Source organism: Cellvibrio sp. ARAG 10.3, from assembly GCF_051846955.1.
Taxonomy (GTDB): domain Bacteria; phylum Pseudomonadota; class Gammaproteobacteria; order Pseudomonadales; family Cellvibrionaceae; genus Cellvibrio.
The window spans coordinates 68,549-87,714 of the sequence record NZ_JBPYCU010000002.1 but is presented as its reverse complement, the minus strand read 5'-3'; the positions used below and the strand labels follow the sequence as shown (position 1 = coordinate 87,714).

Genomic DNA, 19,166 nt, shown 5'->3' with positions numbered 1-19,166 from the left:
ATGGATGCCCATAATAAACCCCAAGATGCCTATCAGCACATATACGAACAATTTCTGGTTGACGGTGCCTTTTTGTGGCTATTGCGCTCTATTGCCGTCAATCAACCGCACTATAAGCGGCAGGACTTGCTTGAACTCGAACAGCGTATAGATTCCCAGTTAAATGGTTTGATGACTGATCCGGAACAAGCGTGGAAGCTTTGTGAAGCGGCTCTTGTTTCGACAGAAGAACCCGGTGAAGCGTTTACTGCAACAGTGCTTGCATTTCGAAGCCTGGATATTCAGAAGATCCAACGCGCTGTTGAAATCTCCCTTCCGCTTAAAAGCGCTTTTCCCGGCCTGGCATCGGCAATCGCCTGGCTACCTGGCCGGATATGCCATTCCTGGATTAAAAAATTTCTCACCAGTAAGGATCTCAACCACAAATATCTGGCTGTCACAGTGTGTAGCCTTCGACGTGAAGATCCCCGTGAATATCTAACGACAATGTTGGAGCGTGAAGACTGCCTTGCCCATACGAGGCTGTATGCCCGAGCTGTTCGGCTAGTGGGGGAGCTGAAGCGGCGTGATCTTATCCCTGCGCTACATATCGCAATAGAGTCAGACAAGCCGGAAGTTTCATTCTGGGCTAACTGGTCGGCGGTTATCTTGGGCGATAGAGCCCGGTTGCAGAATCTTAAGTCAACGGTGCTTAATGAGGGGATATTTCAAAAAAAAGCCATAGATATTGCATTCAGGGGCTTATCCATTGAAGACGCCAGGCAATGGATCGGGCTGTTGGCGAAGGATAAAAAAAATGCGCGTGAAGTCATTTATGCAACCGCAGTACTAGGTGATCCTCAAGCGATTCCCTGGCTGATTCAGCAAATGCGTATTCCTGAATTTTCACGTGTATCCGGCGAAGCATTTACTACCATAACAGGCATTGAACTTGGAGAGAACGGACTTGCGTTAGAAGAATTACCCGACCTTGATAATCAATTTCTTGATGACGACACAGATGACAATGCAGATTTGGATGTGGATGAGCATCTTCCGTTCCCCGATGTTGATAAAATTGCCGCCGTCTGGCAAAAATACCAGCAACATTTTATATCCGGTAAGCGCTATTTCCTGGGTAAAGCAATCGAGACAGACCACCTGAAGCGTTATTTCCTGGAGGGAACGCAGCGTCATCGCCGTGCGGCTGCAGTAGAGTTGGCGCTACTCCAACCAGATCATTTCCTACCCAACTACAAAGCCAAGGTAATAGCGGATTAAGGGGAAATATGATCTATATAGCCGGTATGGGTATGGTTACATCCGTAGGTGCCAATTCGGCAATGACTACTGCTTCAGTAAAAGCGAATATCAGCGCCTATGCCTTGTCAGATTACGATAATCATGAGGATGACCCCATCACGATGACCCAGGTCCCTGGGGATTTTTTCGATGCTCTTGAGCCTATATTGGAAAATGATATTCGAAGCGACTCTTATCAAGCGCGCATTGCCATGATGGCCATTGCCGCACTCAGAGAGCTCTCACTGGAAGACACAAATACAATCCCGTTCATTTTTGGAATGCCTGAAGGCAACACAGTAAGCTGCAACGCACAGAACGTCGTACACAATATAGCGTTGAATTTTCCTAATTTTTTGGATCAAAATTGGTGTCGCGTTTTATTATCGGGAAGAGCAGCAACGATCGAGGCGATTCAATTGGCTTACGATTATCTATATCGGTCCGATGTGCCCTATGTTCTTATCGGTGGCAGTGACACTTATCATAGTGATGCGCTCATTAATAAGCTGGATCTGGATGGTCGCTTGTTAAGTCCCGGCAATTCAGATGGCTTTGCGCCTGGAGAGGCCGCAGCTTTCTTATTGTTGACTCGTCGTCCAGAGCTGGCTCAGGTGCATAATGGCCAAATTATTGGAATACACAAACCGGCTGTCACGACAGAACCAGGACATTTATACAGCGATAATGCATACCAAGGGGATGGGCTGAGCAGTGCATTTCGCCTCGCACTTGAAAACAGTAATAGCGATAACACTAAAAAAGCGATCAGCTATATCTACAGCAGTATGAATGGCGAAAGTTATTGGGCAAGAGAGTTAGGGGTAGCCTGCATCCGAAACGCTAACGCAATGAGTAAAGAACTGATCGTTATTCACCCGGCAGATTGTTACGGTGATGTGGGAGCCGCGACGGGCAGTTTATTGGTTGCATTAGCTGCTGACAATTTATATCACAATCCGCAGAACCGGCGACATCTTGTTTATTGCTCATCAGATACGGAAAAGAGAAGTGCTGTGGTTGTAGAAGCGGTTAATAGGTAGAGGAGGTGCAAAATGACAGAGCTGGGAGAGAGCGTAGCAGTTTCCGTATCAAAAAAAGCCGAAGAGGGAAAATTGCTTGTTAAGGTACTTGATGCCTGTACAAATGATCCCATTGAGGGCGCCAACGTTACTGTAGGCTCGGATAAAAAAACGTCCAACAGTTCTGGCGAGGCATCTTTTGACAAATTACCAACAGGAACCCTTCCGACAAAGGTAGTAAAACATTTCACAGACGCCGATTATTCAACATTCCTTGTGCATTACCCGAGAGTAATGCGTTCTCACAAAGCCAAATCTACTGCTTTGGACTCGCCTTCTATCAGCGAAGGTGCGGAAACAAAAGCAGATATTCTGCTTGAAGTATACAAAGTCTTAGATGAAATAGTTTTTCATCGGCGCCACATAGATATAGGCGGTGAGGATAAATATGGTCACTGGTGGTCAGTCTTCGCCCCTAATATGAGTTTTGGTTGGTGGCCCAAATATCCGGTTGGACATCACTTGAATCGCCGTAGTACCCCGCCTGAAGAACCTGCTCCCTTACCAAATAACGCTGGCTGGAAGGAAAAGGCTGCTCACATGTTTGCCGTTGCGAGCTATAAAGCGGCATTGGCAATCTTTGACGCGAAAGAGGGGGGAGTAGGGCAGACCCTCCGGGGAGTTGACGGTGAGTTAAACGGCGTAACTGCATTCGGCGGTATCGCGCGTCCCGGTATGTATGTAGACCCTCATGCGGGCGGAGGTGATAGTGGTAACGAGCAATATTCTCCTGTCATTAAAGAATGTACAGATATCTTGTCCATCAGGACGGCCGCAGAAGCATTTTCTACGTCATATTCCGGTGATTGGTCCTGGAGATTTGAAGCGGGAAATCATTGCCATACTTTTCAAAAGGCGCTGATGCGCCATTTAAATTTTGATAAGTACAAAGTCATTAAATAATGAAAGCCGTCATTTGTATACTTGCGCTCTCATTCTTATCTATTCTTGGTTGCAGTGGTGAGGAAATGGAAGGTTTTATTAAAACTCAGAAAAACGAAATTCAATGCCAGGTATATTTCTTTAAAAGCTGGGCGACATACAGTCACCCAGTTAAGCCTGTAGATGCAATGGACTATACGGAATCGATAAAGCGTGGCAAGTTTTATAGGGCCTGGATGTGTGATACCAAGGAAAGCCACTCCTTGTTTACCTTATTTGAAGGAATAGAACTATCCGGGTTTGATCCGCAATTAATCCCCAAGGCAGCTGAGGTAAATTTTTATTCTGCCATGCGCAACCAGCAGGGCGAACCGGTCAAGGGAAAAAAAATTACTCCTGAAAATACACTTTATGAGCAAGATTATTTTATCGCTTATACACAGAACGGCGAAGAACAGATTCAATATGTTAAACAGGCGGTTAAACTCTGCTATGAGTACGTTTATAAAGACTCAGGCGCACTCGATAAAGTAATAATTACTAATGCACTAGGTGAGAAAAATACACTGGAATACTGATGAAAAAGCAGGGCGTTTCAAATTAGAACTAGGGAATATTCCCTCGTTCTAATTTGACTCCATGTATTGCTGTCAACGCTGCTCATTAGAACGCAATTCTTCACGCCGCGTTATAGCTTTCTCATAAGCTTCGAACGCCGCGTCACGATTTTTAAATTGAAAGATATGATTTATTGAACATTCGTTATCTCGCGTAATAATCTTATCGATACGTCCGCCACAAATTTCGCTGAATATGCCATTGAGTGGGCGATTAAGGCATATTGAGGGCTCAAATGATAAATGCAATTTAACATAATATACATTATGCGCACATTGACCGGTGAGGTCATTGGTGAAATTTTCAAAGAAAAACAATCAATTAGCCGCGCATGGATCATGAATCACCATCAATAATGCAAACGCCAATAGTTCATAAAGCACCGGCAACACCAAAACAATGACTCATATGCTGCGCGTGGTCGGCGGCGTCGTATAACCCCGGTTGAATTACACATTCATTTCTTTTTTGGCTATCAATCATACGGAAATATTTTCCGTCATACGGTTTCAATTACATCGCAAGTAACACGATTTAGTTGTAGAAATTTGATGCCAGAATTTACTCTGTGAAAAACAAATTTCTTATAAAAATTTTATTTTGTGTGACGCCTGCGTGAATCATGGCATGACCATAACGACAGATTCGATGAGATTCGTGATGCGATGCGCAATCCAGATAATTAAAAAAAATGAGAGACGCCATACCTTAGTTTCAAATTGACAATATCGTCCCACAGTTGTTTACTCCCCTACGACGCCGGCCGTCGGTGGTACGAAAATAGCGCTTGATAATAGATTCAAATAAGCAGTAGGCCTCGCTATTCACTTTGTTTTTCCGAGTCGAACCTCCGTCGATGTTCAGGCGTTTCAGTGTAAATATCAGCAACACTCCCAATGCCAATAATGATTTCAAACAGGAGTTCGAAAATGACCATCCATTTACCAAGAAACCTGCTCTTTGCAGCAGCTGTACTCACGTCAGCCCATGGGGCGCACGCCCTGACCTCCGGCTCTGCCGAAGCCACACTTGATGTCAATAACAATTGGGGTTCCGGTTATTGCGCCAATGTCACCATTGCCAATAATGGCAGTCAAGCTATTACTTCCTGGACGGTTGGCTTGAACCTTAATGGCACGACCATCAATAACCTTTGGAACGGCAACCTGAGTGGCATTACGGTTACCCCCGCACCTTATAACGCCAATGTTGCGCCGGGCGGCAACACCAGTTTTGGTTTCTGTGCCAACGGTAGCGGGACGCCAGCACTTGCGTCGTTTACCGTTCAGGGCGGCGGCGGTCCAATCAGTAGTTCCAGCAGTTCGAGCAGCGCCGTTAATTCGAGTAGCTCTGTTAGCTCGAGCAGCTCTAGCAGTTCAGTTGCCGGTGGTAACAACAGCATCACCGTGCGCATGAGCGGCGTTACCGGTGACGAGAGTGTCAGCTTGCAGATCGGTGGCCAGACCATTCAGACCTGGACATTGAGCGTCGGCATGCTCGACTACACTGTACAAACCAACGCTACCGGTCAGTTGCGCGTTGCATTTACCAATGACGCTGGTGATCGCGATGTCGAAGTGGATTACATCATCGTCAACGGCATGACCTATCAGGCTGAAGATCAGGAAGATAATACCGGCGCGTGGGACGGAGAATGTGGGGCGGGTTCCTTCTCACAAATGTTGCATTGCAACGGTTCCATCGGTTTTGGTAACCCGTTCGATGGCAGCAACTCATCGTCCAGTTCCAGCAGCACCTCAAGCTCAAGCAGCAGCCAGAACCCCGGTAACCCGAATTTCCCCGATTTCTTTGTGGGTAACATCACCACCAATGGTTCGGTTCGCTCCGACTTCACCCAGTACTGGGATCAAATTACACCGGAAAATGAAGGAAAATGGGGTTCCGTTGAGAGCACTCGCGACCAGTACAACTGGGGTCCGCTGGATGCCATTTACAACTTCGCTCGCGCGAACGGTATTCCTGTCAAAGCGCACACCCTGGTGTGGGGGAGTCAGCGTCCGGGTTGGATTGACGGCTTGAGTGCTGCCGAGCAGCGCGCGGAAATTGAAGAATGGATTCGCGATTACTGCGCACGCTACCCGGATACGGCGATGATTGATGTGGTGAACGAAGCTCTGCCTTCGCACGCGCCGGCAAATTATGCGGCCAATGCGTTTGGCAGTAATTGGATCACTGAGTCTTTCCGGTTAGCGCGCCAGCATTGTCCGAATGCCATTCTGATCTACAACGACTATAACTTCATGACCTGGGATACCGATGCCATCATCGATATGATTCGCCCGGCTGTGAACTCCGGTTATGTCGATGCTCTGGGCCTTCAGGCGCACAGTCTCTACTCTCCGCGCGTCTGGACCGCTCAGGAAATCCAGGCGAAACTGGATCAGATTTCCGAATTGGGCCTGCCGCTGTACATCTCCGAGTATGACATTGAGGCGACGAATGATCAGACTCAGCTACAGTACATGCAGATGCACTTCCCTATCTTCTACAACCACCCCAATGTGGCCGGTATAACCCTCTGGGGTTATGTTGTCGGTGCTACCTGGCGTGAAGGCACTGGCCTGATTCAAAGTAATGGTCAGCAGCGCCCTGCCATGCAGTGGTTGATGGAGTATCTGAACCGCTAAGCGCTTGCAGTATCAATAAGCGTTTTACGCAAACGATCAAGGGAAACGGATTTCCCTTGGTGCTCTTTCCCGATGACTCTCCGCTAATTTGTCTCTCACTCCGGATTTATTTCCGCCGCGTCACAACCAGACCCACGGCTGCAATACGGTGTGCCTCAACATACTCCGGCTGTTCCAGCTCTTCGCTAAAAATATCTGGATCTATCTCTTCATAAAACCAGTGGCAGTTTGCCTCAGCGAGCAAGTGACGCAATTCGGCCATCAATGGATCTGAGCGGCTTGTCATGGCGACGCCGGTGTATAGGAGCAATCGACCTCCAGGTGCCAAACGGCTAATCGCGTGTTGGACGATACGGATACTTAAATGCAGTCCGAGCTGAGCGCCACCATCTCTATAAGCGCGGCCAGCAGTATCCTTTATGTAAGGCGGGTTCGATATGATGAGGTCAAAGTTGTCGTGAACGGTGGTAAAGACATCGCCGTGCACAAAGCGGGCTTCGACAGTTGCGGCGGCAGCATTTGCCCGTGCGTAAGTTATCGCCAGGGGGTTAATGTCATTCAAAGTAAGATCAACAGGACTTCTCGACGCGCGCACGGCGACCACCCCACCCGCCCCGCTGCCGCTACCGATATCCAGGATTCTCACTGGATCGGCGGAGCTGACCACGCAGCTTTGCAACGTCTGCCGAATGAAGCGCGCGAAACGATAGGTATCAGGGCCAAAAAATACAGCGTCAGATTGGGTAGTTGGAAATGCAGAGTGTAAAAATAAATCTTCTCCCAGTGAAGATATTCGCACTTTGCTTTTAAAAAATTCGCCGCAGGGCTGTAGCAGGTCCGCTTCTATCATCAAGCTGCGCAGTAACGGCGACAGTACGTTGATGTCAAATGGCACATTCCAGCCGAAGATGTCCCAGAGCGTGGTGCCCGGCGCCTGATGCTGTGTAAAAAAACGCTGATGAGTGACCGGCGTCACGGTAGTAAATCGATAGCCTTGCGTTGCAAGAGTTCGCAAAAGCTCTACCATTAATTTTTGCGATGGTGAAGCCGGACTTTCATCTCGGGGCTGAATGTTCAATTCACGCTGCGTTAGCAATTGACGACCTTTTTCCTGCTATTCTCCATGTCACTAACGCTCAACCCGAATTCACGGCTATACCGATCAAAGCACAGCTTGCCGCACTGCAATCGCATCAACGCGCCTTCAGCAATGAATTGCGCACAATCGGGATTTTCTGCAACCAGCGGTTGGATAATTTCTCTATTCCAGGCTTGCGAGTGACATACATCCAGTACTGCGTGCAAATCAAAATAGGCACGCGCTCGTCTCGAAAAGCCGACGCGCTTCATACCTTGCGCAACACGTGCAGCTCTTAACGGAGCGGTTAATTCGATAACGCCCAGCGCGCCGAGCGAGTGATACGCGTAGCGACGCGAAGTCGCAAGCCCCAACATGGTATTTGCCAGCGCCAGGGATTCCCACACCGTCGAACCAATAGAAGGCTGCAAACCTAGATTCCGGACCATATATTCAAGCAGCGGGCCGTGCATTGCGCGCGGTTTGCCACGGCCCATTTCATCCCAGTAATTTCTTGCGCATTCGAGTTTTGCCTGCACCGGCAGCTTCACTTGAGTGTATGCCACCAGGTCATCAAACCCCGCCTCGCCTGCCGCTTCCTGCGTTAAAAACCATTTCAATTGATCTGCCGTTGCGGTATTGGCTAACCAATCAAACAATGGATGGTGTTGTCCAGGGCCCCACTCCGCCAAAGATTCAAACCAAGCGACAAATTGATCTGCATCACCTGTTGTTCTCCGCGTAAGTGGTTTTATCGATGCACGTAATGCTTCCAAAAATTTTCCTTCAAGAAGACGATACGCGAAGTCGTTACGTTCATTTTCTTCCCACAGTGGCGAAGGCGTACCTACTGCCAAGCGAATGTTGTTAAACTTAGCGAGACGCGAATGAAAAATAAAAGGATCTTTGTCGATGCTGATAAGTGACATAGGAATTCCTATCGCGCGTTATTATTAAATCTCTAAGGGGTTCAAGCTTCTCAGAAGCCAGTTTATAAATTCGCGCATCGCAGATTTTTTTTCAGTTCGGTTTGACACACTTAGCGCTGACTTGCGTACCGAATTCTTATAAATGGCGTGCTGTAGTGAATAAAAAATTTCTCCAATTAAAACACCAACAAACGAAGCGCAAATATTTTCTTATTCTTTCGTGCCATTAAATATCGCTGTTGGTATCTCTGCTGCCCGCCTATTTACCGTTTTCCGTTCGTCACATCTCATTTTTTTATATATAAAAATAATTCCGTATGTGATTTGTATCCCATTCCTGAACTTTAGTCGCATGATCCAACGCGCTCGTCCTCGTCATCGGCCTCGGGTCGTTACTATATGGTCCCGCAGACTATTTTGGCTGCAGTTCATCCTCAAATGACGTGCTGCGGGTTCATCTCAATCGAAGCGTCTGCTTCCGATGTCCTTAAAAATTTAATAACGATAGGAGAACAACCTGATGAAAACCTCACGATTAAAAGCGCTTGGCCTCGCGGCCTTGCTCAGTACCGGGCTGGCGGCCAGTTCATCAGCTTTGGCTCAGGCTAACTGTGAATATGTAGTAACTAACAGCTGGGGTAGCGGCGCGACGGCCGCTATCGAAATAACTAACAACAGTACTACTGTGATCAATGGCTGGAACGTCAGCTGGTCCTACAATAACAATCGTGTCACCAGCAGCTGGAATGCCAATGTCAGCGGCAGCAACCCCTATTCAGCCAATAATCTAAGCTGGAATGGCAGTATCCAGCCGGGGCAAACGGTTTCCTTCGGCATGCAGGTAAATACCAATGGTGCCGCTGAAACGCCAGCCGTAACCGGCAGTATCTGTGGCAGTAGTCCAGCTTCTTCGGCGTCCAGTTCAAGTAGCTCATCAACGCCGCCAGTGAGCTCCTTATCCAGCGTGCCGGCTTCATCCGTTGCCAGTTCTGCCAGCAGTTGCGCCAGTGCCGGTTCGCAATGCAATTGGTATGGCACCAACTACCCACTTTGCAATACCACGCAAAGCGGCTGGGGTTGGGAAAATAATCAGAGCTGTATCTCACGCAGCACCTGTACCAGCCAACCAGCCCCCTTTGGCATTGTGGGCGGCGCTGCATGTCCGGGTTCGAGTTCATCCTCCAGCGCAACGCCGATCAGCTCCAGTTCATCATCGGCTCCAGGTTCCTCCAGCAGCGCTTCCAGTGTCACCAATCCCGGTGGCATGACCAGTGTTGAATTGACCCAGGTGATGGGTGTGGGTTGGAACCTGGGTAATTCCCTGGATGCGATCGGCGGCGAAACGGCCTGGGGTAATCCGATGGTGACCCAGCAATTAATCAACGCCGTGAAAGCAGCCGGTTTTGATACCTTGCGGGTGCCGGTGGCCTGGAGCAAATTCTCCGATCCAGCCAACTTTGTTATCCAAAGCAGTTGGATGGATCGCGTTGAAGAAGTGGTTAACTACGGCCTGAATGCAGACATGTATGTCATTGTGAACATCCACTGGGACGAGGGTTGGATGCAGCCGACTTATGCGCAGCAAAATTACGTCAACAATCGTTTATCGATTATGTGGGAACAGATTGCTACGCGCTTCCGCGATTACGATGAGCGTTTACTGTTTGCCGGCACTAACGAGGTGATGGTCGAAGGTGATTACGGCACACCAACCGAGGAGTACTACACGGTCCAAAACAGCTTCAACCAAACCTTCGTCGATACCGTGCGCGCTACCGGCGGTGGTAATGCCACGCGTCATCTGGTTGTACAAGGCTTCAACACCAACATCGATCACACGGTAAATTTTGCTGAGATCCCGGTGGATACCGTGGCGAATCGTTTGATGATGGAAGTACATTACTACGATCCTTACAACTTTACGCTGAACGAAAACAGCAGCATCACGCAGTGGGGTGCCATTGCAACGGACCCAAACGCCACCGAGACCTGGGCCAATGAATCCTGGGTTGATGCACAGTTCCAGCGTATGAAGACTAACTTTGTTGATCAGGGCATCGGTGTGATCCTGGGTGAATACGGAGTGATCTCTCGCCCCAATGTGGCCAATCACGAGATTTACCGCACCTACTGGAACGAGTACATCACCGAGTCTGCGGTGAATCATGGCCTGGTTCCGGTTTACTGGGATAACGGTTACGCCGGTAACGCAGGCATGGCGATCTTTGACAGGAGCAACGGCAATCAGCTGTATCCTGCGATTGTTGATGCGATTGTCAGCGCAGTAGAGTAATGCTCCGCTCCCGCATTTAGCGGGAGCTTTTAACATACCGGCCGGCAATGTTATGCGTGATACCCCTCATGCTGATTGGTGGCCGGTTTTCGTTTGGGAATTTCTTTCCTTACAATGGGTCGGTCTTTATGAAAGTGGCCGCCCTGCTCCATCACAATGTGCCGCTGCAATATCCACACTGCATAGATTTCAACGACGACCTAACATAATTTCAACGGTTGAAAGGAGTTTTCTATGCGCTCGGCTACGTCTTTTCTCACGTCTGTCAGCCTGGGGTTATTCTCCTGGCTGGTTAGCTCTGCCAGCTTCGCCCAGGCAAGCTGCGAATACATCATTGCCAATGAATGGAATGATGGTTATACCGCCTCCATACGCGTAACCAATACGCAAACCTCTGCCATTCAGGGGTGGCAAGTGAGCTGGCAATATCAAAGCAATCGCGTCACCAACAGTTGGAATGCACAGGTAAGCGGCAGCAATCCCTACAGTGCCAGCGATATGGGTTGGAATGGCACCATTCAACCCGGACAAAGCGTGGAGTTCGGTTTTCAGGTTAGTAAAAATGGCGGCGCAACAGAACGCCCTGCGGTGACGGGCAGCGTTTGCAGTGGCGGTGGTGCCACGTCTTCCGCGAGTCCGGCATCGAGCTCACCTTCGTCGCAGCCAGCTTCATCATCCAGTGTTGCCAGCAGTGTCAGTTCTGCAAGCTCCAGCATCGGGCCGATTACCGGCGGATGCAGCGGCTATGCGACACGCTTCTGGGATTGCTGTAAACCGCATTGCGGCTGGTCAGGCAATGTGCCAAGTGGAATGGAGCCGATGAAAAGTTGCGGCGCCAATAACCAGGTGCTGTCTGACCTTGATGCGACCAGCAGTTGCGAAGGTGGTAACGCGCACACCTGCTATGGCCTCGCGCCTTTTGCCGTGAATAACACGTTATCTTACGGTTATGCGGCCACGTCCAGCGGTGATGTGTGCGGACGTTGTTATCAGCTGGAATTTACTGGCCAGTCTTACAATGCACCCGGTGATCCTGGCTCGGCGGCCTTAGCGGGAAAAACCATGATCGTGCAGGCAATTAATGTCGGGTACGACGTGGGCGGCGGCCAGTTTGACATCATGGTTCCCGGCGGCGGTGTTGGTGCATTTAATGGCTGCGCAAATCAGTGGGGCGTTTCCAATTCGGAACTGGGTGCGCAATATGGTGGCTTCCTCTCCGCGTGTAAAAGCGAGTTGGGTTACAACGCGACGCGCGAGCAATATAAATCCTGCGTGACCAGTCGTTGTGACAGTGTATTTGGGTCGCGCGGATTAACGGAATTGCAAGCCGGTTGTCGCTGGTATGCGGATTGGTTTGAGGCGGCAGATAATCCTTCCCTGCGCTACCGTGAAGTCTCCTGCCCGGCGGAATTGATTAATACGTCCGGTATGAATCGCAGTAATCTGGGCGGTATCAGTAACAGTTGTAATTAATCGCCGCTACATTTTTGCAGTATTCCGATAGCGTTTATCTTCGGAATACTGCAATCATTCCACCAATATTTATTCACTTGTCACAATATCTCCACTCGAGTTGATGCGTCGAAAGTATCAAAACTCGCAAGATAAGTATCACTTCTGACAACACCCCTGCTCCATCCTTGAAGAGATTTTCAGTAGCAGGCAGGAAGCCAGGCTTCGCTACGCAAAACAAAACTAAAAACAAACTGAATTGAGGTGATTCTCATGTTGAAAAAGGCAATGGTTTGGGCGGGAATGTGTTGTGGCATCTTGTTGTCGCTGCCGAGTCTGGCGGCCGTAAATTGCACCAACTTACCGACCTGGCAAAGTGGTACCGCGTACAACGGTAATACTACGGTGAAACACAATGGCAAGTCCTACACCTCGCAGTGGTGGACGCAAGGCGCCAATCCGGAAACCCATTCCGGCCAATGGCAGGAATGGAAATACAACGACGTATGCAGTGGTGCTACACCAACAAGTTCCAGCAGTTCGTCCTCATCATCCACCCGGGTTTCTTCTTCCTCCAGCAGTGCGACGAACACAGGCGGCTCATGCCCAACATGGAGCGCCGGAACCTTCTACTCAGCGGGGACGGTGGTGAGATACAACGGCGCGTTCTACGTGGCGGAACACGATAATCCCGGCTACAGCCCGACCATCAGTACCTGGTATTGGGACCCGGTTTCATCTTGTCCGGGCGGAAGCAGTTCATCGTCCAGCAGCTCTACCCCAACCAACGATTGCGGTACCGATTGGTATGAAGCACGACTGACGAATTATGAGTCTTATCCGGACCCGGGCAGCATTGAGTGTATTTATTACAACGGTTGCCAATGGGCGGGCTATTTCTATGGCGTGAATGGCAAGCAACCGGAGTCCTGGGTTGCAGCTAATAACATCATCGCGGTGCACATGAAAGACTGGAATTGGCTGGGCCTGAAAACCCTGAATTTGCGTCAGGGAAATCGTCGCATTACCGGTAAAGTCTATGACGCTTGTGCTGATTCGGATTGCAACGGTTGCTGCACCGCCAACCTTGCCGGTGATGGTTTCCTGATTGATATTGAAAAATACACCATGCAACGCTTCGGCTCCGGCGACGGTATTGTGGAGTTCCAGGTTTGTTATTAATGTAAAAACTTTTTTGTAGTGCCCCTCTATATCCCCGCTTCGGCGGGGATTTTTTATTCCCGTTCAACCCGTAAATCATCCGCTTCGTCGCAATTGGCTAACAGGTTTAACTCGCGCACAGAAACCGTCTATCAACTTCGTTTAGTATCCAAGCCCCATAAGGTGCGCGTAATAAAGCGCATAATAAAGAGTCCCTTGCAAGAGGGCATCTGGAGAGCACCGGCGCAGCCGGACAATTACCTGGCATCGCTATCGGACGGTTAATACCGGTCCGATGTAACGTATTTTTAAGGGTAATGTCTATGTCTTTGCTCGCTTCTATCGCCGTTGGCAAACACTATCGCTTTATCCCGGTTTGGATATTTGTCGGCGCGGTATTAAGTGGTTGCGGCGGGTCGTCGTCCGGTGATGATTCCGCAGCTGCCAGTGTATCTTCAGCGGCATCCTCTTCGTCTGTTACTGCGTCGTCATCAATATCCGTTATAGCAATTTCGAGCGCGCCAGCATCTTCGTCGATATCTTCACGTGTTTCGTCCGTTGCCATTTCCAGCAGTCTTTCTTCATCATCCGCATCAAGTGACGCTTCGTCTTTATCATCTTCGTCGGCGGACAATCTTGTAAGCCAAAAGCGCGGGCTGGCGTACGGCTATCATTCTCTGGCGGATTTGTCGGTGATGCAAGGCAAGGTAAGCTGGTGGTACAACTGGGCGGTGACGCCCGAGTTGCCAGTGAGAGATCACTATGAAGACTACGACATGGATTTTGTACCCATGGCCTGGAACGGTGAGTTTAATGAAACCGCGCTACGGGAATTTCTTGATGAGCATCCCAACGTAAAATATTTGCTCGGTTTTAATGAGCCCAATTTTGCCGAACAGGCCAACCTGACGCCCCAGCAAGCAGCGGATTTATGGCCGCAACTGGAAGCCATTGCCGATGACTACAATTTGAAATTAGTCGCACCGGCCGTGAATTACAGCCCTGGTAATGTGGATACTCCCGGTACAGAGGATGACTGGAGTCCCTGGGAATATCTGGATGCATTTTTTGAAGCCTGTGAAGGTTGCCGCGTGGATTACATCGCCGTGCATTGCTACATGAAATACGCCGGCGCGTTTGAATGGTTTATCGGTGAGTTCGAACGTTACGACCGTCCCATTTGGGTAACGGAATGGGCTTCCTGGGATGAGGGCGGCCCGGCCAACGTTGGTGAGCAGATGGATTATCTTGCAAGCACCGTTCGCTGGATGGAAAACAGCCCCAACGTGTATCGCTACTCCTGGTTTATTGGCCGTACCGACGGCGGTCCCTCGGCATTTCCTTATCTTGATATTTTAGCGGGTGATGGACAGCTGAGTCCCTTGGGCGGTTTGTACACGGCCATTCCGGCGAAAAATTATCGTCACACCCTGCCCGGCCGCATTGAAGCCGAAGGTGCGCACAGCCTAACCAACTTCACGCACCGCGCCACGGCGGATACGTCCGGCTATGTCAATCTTGTGGCTGGCGCCAATGCTTCAGCGGAATTCAAGGTGCACGTAACGCAGGCTGGAAATTATCAATTAAACCTACGCGTGGCGAGTGCAGAACCCCAGCGTGAATTGCGCGTACTCCTGAATAATACATCGCTGATGACCCGCAATAATATTCAAACCGGCGGGGAACAAGTGTGGCAAACACTGAGCGCAAATATCATCTTAACCGCTGGCGATCACAGCCTTCTTTTGGAAGTACCTACCGCGAACCTGGCCATAAATTGGTTGGAAGTTTCACCACTGTAAGGGACTGGCGGGATCTACAACAGATCCCGCTCGCTGCTTGATACATAAAGGGACAAAACGATGATACGTGCCGCTTGCCTGGACGACGCCACGCATTTTTACGAAACACAACGCGTCAATCGCCCCTCTGAATTGGTTAATACCTTCACCGACAGTTTTTACTTTGCCAAGGATTTGCTCGGGCGTTTTGTTTACGCCAATCAGCTATTGTTTGATTACTTTGATTTAGCCGATCCTGAAGAAGCTATCGGTAAAACCGACGCGGATTTTTTTCGCGGAGAAATTACCGAGCAGATTCGGTGCGACGACCTCAGTGTCATGAGCGGTCGCCCGATGGTCAATAAATTGGAGCTGATAGAGGATGGGCGAGGCGAAGTACTCTGGCTGGTTACCTCAAAGATTGCCTTGAAAAACCGCGATGGCCAGATCGTGGGCGTGGAAGGTATTAGCCGCTCAGCGCGCCATGCTGAATTGAACATGAAGTCGTATAACGTATTTTATGAATGCGTTAATTACATGCAGAAAAACTTCAGGCAAACCATTTATGTCGACAAACTGGCCGGCATGGCCTGCATGTCGGTGAGTACCTTTGAGCGAAAATTCAAAAAACAATTTGGCTATTCTCCCAAGCAACACATCAAACGTTTACGCATACAGGAAGCCTGCCATTTATTGCGCGCCGGTCTGACCATTCAACAGGCCGCCATGGAAAGCGGTTTCTGTGATCAGAGCTACTTTACCCGTGAATTCCGCGCCATCATGGGAAAAACCCCAAAAAAATTCCAACGCGACATCGCCCTCACCTAACCAACACTCACAGCCAAACCCACACCCGTAGGTCGGATTAGCGCAGCGTAATCCGACACTTTCTATGTAATCGCCACTCTCCAAAACCAATTGCCGAAAACCCACCAAAAATTAACGTAAACGTTACAAACTGCTTTACGCACTCAGGTGTAGTCTGGCTTTCCATTCAAGATAACAATAAACACCTAAAGGGAAGACCATGCTACGTCAAAAAAAACTTTCACTCGTGCTTTCACAACTCATCGCCGCAGCCAGTATTGGCGGATTAATTCACACAGCCAATGCCCAGCCCGGTAAATATGCGCTGGAAGAAGTATTGGTAACCGCGCGTAAAAAAACAGAAAATTTGCAAACCGTGCCGGACACAGTGGCCGTACTTTCCGGCGAAACCGTTGAGCGAGCCAACATCAGCGCAGCGCGCGATATCACGATGCGTATGCCTAACGTCTCTATCGTGGAATCACTAAGCCCTACATCCACATTTATTATCGTGCGCGGCATTTCTTCAGTACGCAACTCAGAGCCTGCCGTTGCGGTCGTTGTCGATGGCGTACAGGTCGGCAGTGCCTCCGAAGTATCACAGTCTTATTACGATGTGGAGCAAATCGAGTTATTAAAAGGCCCGCAAGGCGCGCTCTATGGGCGTAATGCACTGGGCGGTGCGCTGATTATTACGTCCAAAAAACCGGGCGATGATTTTACCGGCAAGGTGAATATCGGCACCGGCAGCGGTGGTTTAAAAGAAGTTTCTGCATCTTTCTCCGGGCCGCTGGCAGATGACTTATTTTTCCGTGTGGCCGGCAACCAACGCACCTTCGATGGCACCATCGAAAACGAATACCTTGAACGCGTACTCGAACGCAACAGCCGTAGTGTAACCGGTGATGCGCCCACAGATTCTTATATGGATTTTGAAGAGAACGAAGATTTCCGTGTTCAATTATTGTGGGAGCTTTCGGAGTTTACCTCGCTGGATTATCGCTATTCAGAAAATAATCTGGAATCCGGGGCCATGTGGTATCGCAATATTTATCGCCTGGAGAGCAATCCTGATGAAACCTATGAGTTTCCGATCAACTCCAACGGTAATCCCGTTGCCATTCGCGGTATCGATAGCCACACCCTGATGTTCAAACACGCATTTGACAGTACGGAATTTTCCTGGATTACCAACCACACCGACACCAACGAACGTTACGGTGTTGCCGGTGAAGTGCGCGGCAATGATCGCACCGGTAATGTTTTGTTTTTCACCCAACCCTTCGTCGAGGAATTTATTGCGCAATTGGATGATCCGGTGGATCAGGCATTTTTCAGTGCGCAGATAGCGGACCAACTGGCCGGTAATTTTGTCGGCAGCGATCAATACTACGACGTGGAAACCTTATCATCGGAAGCGCGTTTTTCAGGCGAACGTGATCGTTTGAGTTATGTGGCTGGCGCGTACGTTTTGTTGACGGATCGCGCTGATACGATTCGCGCAACCTGGGAAACGCCCAGTGGTGCGCCGTTTAATTGCGCACCCGCTTACGCCGGTGGCCCCAGTGTTACGGACTTTACGTGCAACGGTTTAATCAATACGACCCAGAATGAACAGAACAATACCGCCTGGGCATTATTCGCCAGTACGGATTACCAATTGTCCGATGTGTTTACCCTGACCCTGGCAGCGCGCTACGACGAAGACCGGCGCGAAGTCACGCGAATTGATGGTCCCACTGTCGATACTGATGGTGCAGGTGTCGGTGCCTGCGATTCAGATGCCGACCCGGAAAATTGCGCACCGGCCGGTGCAAAACTTGAAGAGACGTTTGACGCATTTCAACCCAAAGCCTCACTGGTTTATACACCGAACGAAGACTGGAGCTTTTATACAACCTATGCACGCGGTTTCCGCAGCGGCGGTTTCAATGCCTCCGGTGCATTACTGACGGACACTTACGATAAAGAAACACTCGATAGCTTCGAATTCGGTTTCAAGACAACATTGCTCGATGGTCGCCTGCGCGCGAGCTCGGCGATTTTTTACCAGGATTATCAAAATGCGCAGCAATTTGAATTCGATGGCAACACCTTTGTGCAAAGTCTTTACAACATTCCGGAAAGTACGATTTACGGTATAGAAGGCACCATTGATCTGGCGGTGACCGAGACCTTGACTGCCGGTGCCGGTTTCGGCTGGATGGATTCTGAAATCGTTGAATTTGATGATGAGATCTTTAACCGAATGGAATCGGAATTGCTGGCACGAACCGCCAACAGCGTAAAACTGCCCGCCGGCACCCGTGAAGCCTTTGATCATCAATTTGAAGGTGAGCACCTGCCCAACTTTGCGCACCAGACCGCCAACCTGTTTTTATTGCACGAATTGTCTTTTGGTCGCGATAAAACCCTGATCACCCGGGTGGATTACAACTACTCCGGTGACCGTTACTGGTGGCTGGATGGCCAGGATGTACAGGAGTCGGTCAATCTGGTGGATTCCAGCATTGCCTTGCAATTGGCGGATAACCTGGAATTCCAGTTGTGGTGCAAGAATTGTTTCGATACGGAATATGATTCTGAATACGCGCCCACTGAAAAAGAGTTGTTTGGTGGCGCGGCAAAAGACGTAGCTTATCGCGCGCGGGGAATTACCTGGGGGGTGAAGGCGAAGTATGATTTTTAGCTAACTGCTTGACCAGTGTCGGATTACGCTGCGCTAATCCGACCTAGGGTTTTGTTGGTGTCCCACTTTTTGTTTGGTGTGGGAAACAAGGGAATAGCACAGCATTTTTATCGCCGCTACACGCCTGTTTTCCTTGCTTCCCACTTTACTTCACTACTGCCAATTCCCACCTTTCGCTCAGCGTTAACTGTTACTGGATGATCGACTAGTACCTCAGTTATAGTCCAGACACTGTTGCCAACCCGGTTATTCCGTGCACAGAAAACATAATTATAAATCGCACACAACAATAATCTGCTGTTGGCTTCAGTCACGCATCAATCAGTTTTTATTTCTCTTTTCGTCAGGTTGCCTCGTGTTGTTATTCGCCAAGCCAGCGCTTGCGATAAAAGGGGCTGCTGTTGCGATAAGCGGGAATGAAATTGTGGGGATTTCGCGGTTATTGGTTGGCGATTGTGATTTCAT

At 49.5% G+C, this 19,166-nt stretch carries 13 protein-coding genes and 2 pseudogenes; 12 read left to right on the top strand and 3 right to left on the bottom strand.

What is annotated here, in order from left to right; translation table 11 throughout:
* The 6 genes and pseudogenes from ACSV5M_RS03105 to ACSV5M_RS03080 all read left to right on the top strand — a co-directional run.
* On the top strand, nt 1–1,260 hold the full coding sequence (locus ACSV5M_RS03105) for a TIGR02270 family protein (RefSeq protein ID WP_439174105.1): 1,260 nt from the start codon (nt 1–3) through the stop codon (nt 1,258–1,260).
* Nucleotides 1,261–1,268: 8 nt separating this feature from the next.
* Nucleotides 1,269–2,324, top strand: a complete 1,056-nt coding sequence (locus ACSV5M_RS03100; RefSeq protein ID WP_439174103.1) for a hypothetical protein — start codon at nt 1,269–1,271, stop codon at nt 2,322–2,324.
* A gap of 12 nt (nt 2,325–2,336) precedes the next feature.
* On the top strand, nt 2,337–3,266 hold the full coding sequence (locus tag ACSV5M_RS03095; RefSeq protein WP_439174102.1) for a hypothetical protein: 930 nt from the start codon (nt 2,337–2,339) through the stop codon (nt 3,264–3,266).
* Complete coding sequence (locus tag ACSV5M_RS03090) at nt 3,266–3,823, top strand: hypothetical protein (protein ID WP_439174101.1); 558 nt, start codon at nt 3,266–3,268, stop codon at nt 3,821–3,823. The genes ACSV5M_RS03095 and ACSV5M_RS03090 overlap by 1 nt, the downstream gene beginning before the upstream one ends.
* Before the next feature lie 936 nt (nt 3,824–4,759).
* Nucleotides 4,760–5,143, top strand: a pseudogene (locus tag ACSV5M_RS03085) (cellulose binding domain-containing protein); the annotation flags it as partial.
* 27 nt (nt 5,144–5,170) lie between these two features.
* A pseudogene (locus ACSV5M_RS03080) lies at nt 5,171–6,511 on the top strand (endo-1,4-beta-xylanase); the annotation flags it as partial.
* Between the two features lie 106 nt (nt 6,512–6,617).
* Here ACSV5M_RS03080 and ACSV5M_RS03075 read toward each other — a convergent pair.
* Both ACSV5M_RS03075 and ACSV5M_RS03070 read right to left on the bottom strand, forming a co-directional pair.
* Complete coding sequence (locus ACSV5M_RS03075) at nt 6,618–7,526, bottom strand: methyltransferase (RefSeq protein ID WP_439174100.1); 909 nt, start codon at nt 7,524–7,526, stop codon at nt 6,618–6,620.
* 74 nt (nt 7,527–7,600) lie between these two features.
* The gene (locus ACSV5M_RS03070; protein WP_439174099.1) at nt 7,601–8,518 is read right to left on the bottom strand and encodes an iron-containing redox enzyme family protein; all 918 of its coding nucleotides are present in this window, start codon (nt 8,516–8,518) and stop codon (nt 7,601–7,603) included.
* Between the two features lie 520 nt (nt 8,519–9,038).
* Between ACSV5M_RS03070 and ACSV5M_RS03065 the strand changes: the two genes are divergently transcribed.
* From ACSV5M_RS03065 to ACSV5M_RS03055, 3 genes are all read left to right on the top strand, one after another.
* Nucleotides 9,039–10,811, top strand: a complete 1,773-nt coding sequence (locus ACSV5M_RS03065) for a cellulase family glycosylhydrolase (RefSeq protein WP_439174097.1) — start codon at nt 9,039–9,041, stop codon at nt 10,809–10,811.
* Between the two features lie 234 nt (nt 10,812–11,045).
* On the top strand, nt 11,046–12,284 hold the full coding sequence (locus ACSV5M_RS03060; protein ID WP_439174095.1) for a cellulose binding domain-containing protein: 1,239 nt from the start codon (nt 11,046–11,048) through the stop codon (nt 12,282–12,284).
* Between the two features lie 252 nt (nt 12,285–12,536).
* Nucleotides 12,537–13,445: a carbohydrate-binding protein gene (locus ACSV5M_RS03055; protein ID WP_439174094.1), complete on the top strand. Its 909-nt coding sequence runs from the start codon at nt 12,537–12,539 to the stop codon at nt 13,443–13,445.
* Between the two features lie 337 nt (nt 13,446–13,782).
* Here the strand turns inward: ACSV5M_RS03055 and ACSV5M_RS03050 are convergent, their stop codons facing one another.
* Nucleotides 13,783–14,058: a hypothetical protein gene (locus ACSV5M_RS03050; RefSeq protein ID WP_439174445.1), complete on the bottom strand. Its 276-nt coding sequence runs from the start codon at nt 14,056–14,058 to the stop codon at nt 13,783–13,785.
* Here ACSV5M_RS03050 and ACSV5M_RS03045 point away from each other — a divergent pair.
* The 3 genes from ACSV5M_RS03045 (at nt 13,961) to ACSV5M_RS03035 (ending at nt 18,701) form a co-directional block, all read left to right on the top strand.
* Entirely contained in the window at nt 13,961–15,226 is a 1,266-nt protein-coding gene (locus tag ACSV5M_RS03045) for a glycosyl hydrolase (RefSeq protein WP_439174437.1), read from the top strand. The two genes, ACSV5M_RS03050 and ACSV5M_RS03045, sit on opposite strands and share 98 nt — an antisense overlap.
* Nucleotides 15,227–15,286: 60 nt before the next feature.
* On the top strand, nt 15,287–16,033 hold the full coding sequence (locus ACSV5M_RS03040; protein WP_439174092.1) for an AraC family transcriptional regulator: 747 nt from the start codon (nt 15,287–15,289) through the stop codon (nt 16,031–16,033).
* Between the two features lie 199 nt (nt 16,034–16,232).
* Entirely contained in the window at nt 16,233–18,701 is a 2,469-nt protein-coding gene (locus tag ACSV5M_RS03035; RefSeq protein ID WP_439174090.1) for a TonB-dependent receptor, read from the top strand.
* The last annotated feature ends 465 nt before the right edge of the window (nt 18,702–19,166 follow it).